Source organism: Streptomyces sp. NPDC058157, assembly GCF_042884105.1.
Lineage (GTDB): Bacteria > Actinomycetota > Actinomycetes > Streptomycetales > Streptomycetaceae > Streptomyces.
In genome coordinates this window covers 306-3,786 of sequence record NZ_JBHVUQ010000349.1, presented here as the reverse complement: position 1 = coordinate 3,786, position 3,481 = coordinate 306, and the positions used below count along the sequence as shown (strand labels likewise).

4 protein-coding genes are annotated in these 3,481 nt (G+C 73.5%); 1 reads left to right on the top strand and 3 read right to left on the bottom strand.

From position 1 onward, the window contains the following. Positions 1 to 876 (top strand): ATP-binding cassette domain-containing protein (locus ACFVXK_RS37495; RefSeq protein ID WP_389621528.1); only part of this gene is annotated, 876 nt, incomplete at its 5' end. A gap of 245 nt (positions 877 to 1,121) precedes the next feature. Here ACFVXK_RS37495 and ACFVXK_RS37490 read toward each other — a convergent pair. The 3 genes from ACFVXK_RS37490 to ACFVXK_RS37480 all read right to left on the bottom strand — a co-directional run. Beyond that, a complete protein-coding gene (locus tag ACFVXK_RS37490) occupies positions 1,122 to 1,448 on the bottom strand; it encodes a hypothetical protein (RefSeq protein WP_389621526.1) in 327 nt (108 codons plus the stop codon). 119 nt (positions 1,449 to 1,567) lie between these two features. After that, the gene (locus ACFVXK_RS37485) at positions 1,568 to 2,278 is read right to left on the bottom strand and encodes a VC0807 family protein (RefSeq protein WP_389621523.1); all 711 of its coding nucleotides are present in this window, start codon (positions 2,276 to 2,278) and stop codon (positions 1,568 to 1,570) included. Positions 2,279 to 2,435: 157 nt separating this feature from the next. After that, positions 2,436 to 3,481, bottom strand: a 1,046-nt coding sequence (locus ACFVXK_RS37480; RefSeq protein WP_389621520.1) for a sensor histidine kinase, incomplete at its 5' end; no start/stop codon positions are given.

Genomic DNA, 3,481 nt, shown 5'->3' with positions numbered 1-3,481 from the left:
TGGACCACCTACCTGACGCGGCGCGAGACGGACCACCGGCGGCGGGAACGGGAGCGGGCGAACGCCGAGCGCAAGGCGGCGGCCCTGCACGCGCAGGCCGAGAAGATGAAGGCCCGCTCGGCCACCGCCGTCACGGCCCGCAGCATGGCCCGGCGCGCGGACCGCATGCTGGCGGAACTGGAACCCGCCCGCCGCGTGGAGAAGGCGGCCCGGATCCGGCTGCCCGAGCCGCTGCCGTGCGGCCGCGTCCCGCTGGGCGCGGTCAGCCTGTCCAAGTCGTACGGGAACCACCGGGTGCTCGACGGCGTGGACCTGGCCGTGGACCGCGGCAGCCGCCTCGTCGTCCTCGGTCTCAACGGCGCGGGCAAGACCACCCTGCTGCGCGTCCTCGCCGGTGCGGAACGGCCCGATGCCGGACGGGTGGTGCACGGGCCGGGGCTGCGGCTGGGCTACTTCGCCCAGGAACACGACACCCTCGACCCCGGACTCACCGTCCTGGGGAACCTCAAGGAGGCCGCCCCGCACCTGACGGACGGCGAGGCCCGGCGGGTCCTGGGGGCGTTCCTGTTCGGCGGGGACGACGCGGACAAGAGCGCCGGGGTCCTGTCCGGCGGGGAGAAGACCCGCCTGGCGCTGGCCGGGCTGGTCCACTCCGGTGCGAACGTGCTGCTGCTGGACGAGCCGACCAACAACCTCGATCCCGTCTCCCGGGCCGAGGTCCTGGCGGCCGTCGGACGCTATCCCGGCGCGATCGTGATGGTCACCCACGACGAAGGCGCCATCGACGCCCTGCGTCCCGACCGCGTCCTGCTGCTGCCGGACGCGGACGAGGACCTGTGGAGCGAGGACTACCGCGACCTGGTCGCCCTCGCCTGAACCGCCCCTCTTCCGCCTTCCGCCAGCGGCCTGTCGGCGTGGCCCGCCCGGCGGCTGGAGAAGAAGTGAATCCGTCCCACCGATCCGAGGCGTTCGTCCGTGGTCTGATCCTCGCCGGGCTGGTGCGCGGCGGACCCTCCGGTCCGGGTCACCGGGTGTGTGGCCTCAACACACGCAAGGGACGCCCGGCGGTCGACGCGCCGGGCGCTCCAGGTGGGGCGGTGGTGCGGGCTCGTGGGCCTGTGTCAGTTGCCGATGCCGGCGGTGCCGAGGCCCGAGTTGCCGATGCCGTGGCTGCCGAGGCCCGTGTTGCCGACACCCGCGGTGCCCAGTCCCCAGTTGGCGAACCCGGCGTTCCCGATGCCGCCGTTCGCGACGCCCGCGTTGCCGACGCCTTCGTTGCCGACGCCCGCGTTGCCGACGCCTTCGTTGCCGATGCCGGCGCTCCCGACACCGGGGTTGCCGATGCCCGAGCTGCCGACGCCGTCCGCACTGGCCACGGCGGCTCCGCCGAGGGTCAGCACCGCCGCCGTACCCAGGGCCGTCGTCGCGCGGAGAAGAGTTGCGTACATCGCCACATACCTTCCATTCCGATGATCTTTACGCACTATCCCTAACACAGGACCGCGGCCGATATTGGGAGATATGCCCTAAATTGCCGTGTCGCGCACGCTCGGCTCGGAGCAGACCGTCAGCCACGGGCTCGGCCGAGGCCGACGGCGGTCTCGCCCTGGGGGCCGGTGTGCTCCCTCTTCATCGAGCGGACGGTCCACAGGACCAGGCCGCCGATGAAGGCGAACATGAGCAGTTGCGACACGTTCGAGGCGACCTCGATCGGAAGCAGGTAGACCGCGGCGATGCGCAGCGAGGCGTCGATCAGGAGCGTGGTGCCCCAGACGAGGGTGACGCGCCGCCAGCGGGCCCGCATGGTGGCCGTGCCGGCCCTGGCCTGGAACTCGGCCGCCTGCCGCGTCCCGGCCTGCCGGGCGAACCGCAGCGCGGCGTAGTAGGCGAGGGGGCGGCGGACGGCGCAGCTGCCGACGAGGACGAGACCGGCCACGGCGGACTGCGCGCAGTCCTTGGCGAGGATGAACCTGGCTCCGCCGCTGGTGAAGCTCAGGGCCAGGCTCGCGCCGAAGAGGAAGAGCAGGAACAGTGCGAACGGGTCGACCCGGCGCTGGCGTGCCGCCACCCAGAGCATGCGCGCGCCGGTGACGACGGTGCCGGCCAGCAGGGCGACGTAGGTGGTGGCGCCGAGCAACTCGGCTGCGAAGTACGCCATGACCGACAGGCCGATGTCGTAGAGGAGCGTGGTGACCATCGCACGCTTCACGGCGCGGGACCGGGAGGCGGGGGCGCTGTTCTCGCCGTGGTCTGCGGGGCTGGACGGGGTTGATGACATGGGAGACCCCCTGCTGCGAAGGGAAGGGAGGAAGCCGGCGTTCAGGACCGTCTGGGGAAGACGGTAGGGCGGCCCCGGTCTCCCGTCCTGAGGCGTGGGGAGTAGATCCGGGTGGAGATGTTTCTCCACCCGCCTCCACCCCGCCCCTCGTGGACGGTCAGGGACAGGCTGTGTCCTCGGCCCGGGCAGCTGTGGGCAGGCTCAGCCGGAAGCGGGTGAGACCGGGGCGGCTCTCGGCCGTGGCCGTGCCGCCGTGTGCGTGGGCGATGGCCTCGACGATGGCGAGGCCGAGGCCCGTGGAGCCGGTGTGGCGGGAGCGGCCGGTGTCGCCCCGGGAGAAGCGCCGGAAGACGTCGGGCAGCAGAGCCGGCGCGACACCGGGTCCGTCGTCGGTCACGGTGAGGACGGCGCGGCCTGGTCCGGTGGACAGCGCGGCGGTGATGCGGGTGCCCGGCGGGGTGTGGAGGCGGGCGTTGGCGAGCAGGTTGGCGACCACCTGGTGCAGCCGGTGCCGGTCACCGGGGACGATGACGGGCTCCTCGGGCAGGTCCAGTTCCCAGCGGTGGCCGGGAGAGAGCACGTGGACGTCGTCGAGCACGTCGAGCAGGACACGGGTCAGGTCGACCTCCTCCCGCTGGAGCGGGCGCCCGGCGTCGAGGCGGGCGAGCAGCAGCAGGTCCTCGACCAGGGCGGTCATCCGCCGGGATTCCGCGGCCACCCGGCGCAGGGCGTGGCGCACCTCGTCGGGCACCGGGCCGGGGTGGCGCAGGGCCAGCTCGGCGCGGGCCCGGATGGTCGCCACGGGGGTGCGCAGTTCATGGCTCGCGTCGGCGGCGAAGCCCCGCAGCCGTTCCTCGCTGATGTGGCGGCGGGTCAGGGCGTCGCCGACGTGGCCGAGCATGTGGTTCAGGGCGGTGGCCGTCCGGCCGACCTCGGTGTCCGGATCGGCGTACGGCACGGGACCGGGCATGGCCACCTCGCCGGTCGCCAGCGGCAGCCGGGTGACCTCGCCGGCCGTGCGGGCCACCTGTTCGAGGGGGCGCAGCGAGAGCCGTACCCACAGTGCGGCGGCGCACCCGGCCGTGACCAGGGCCACGGCGAAGACCACGGCCTCGACCGCCTCCAGGCGGTGGACGGTCTCCTCGACGGGGCGCAGCGGGAGGCCGGTGATCAGGACGTCGCCGTCGTCGCCCCGTGCGGCGA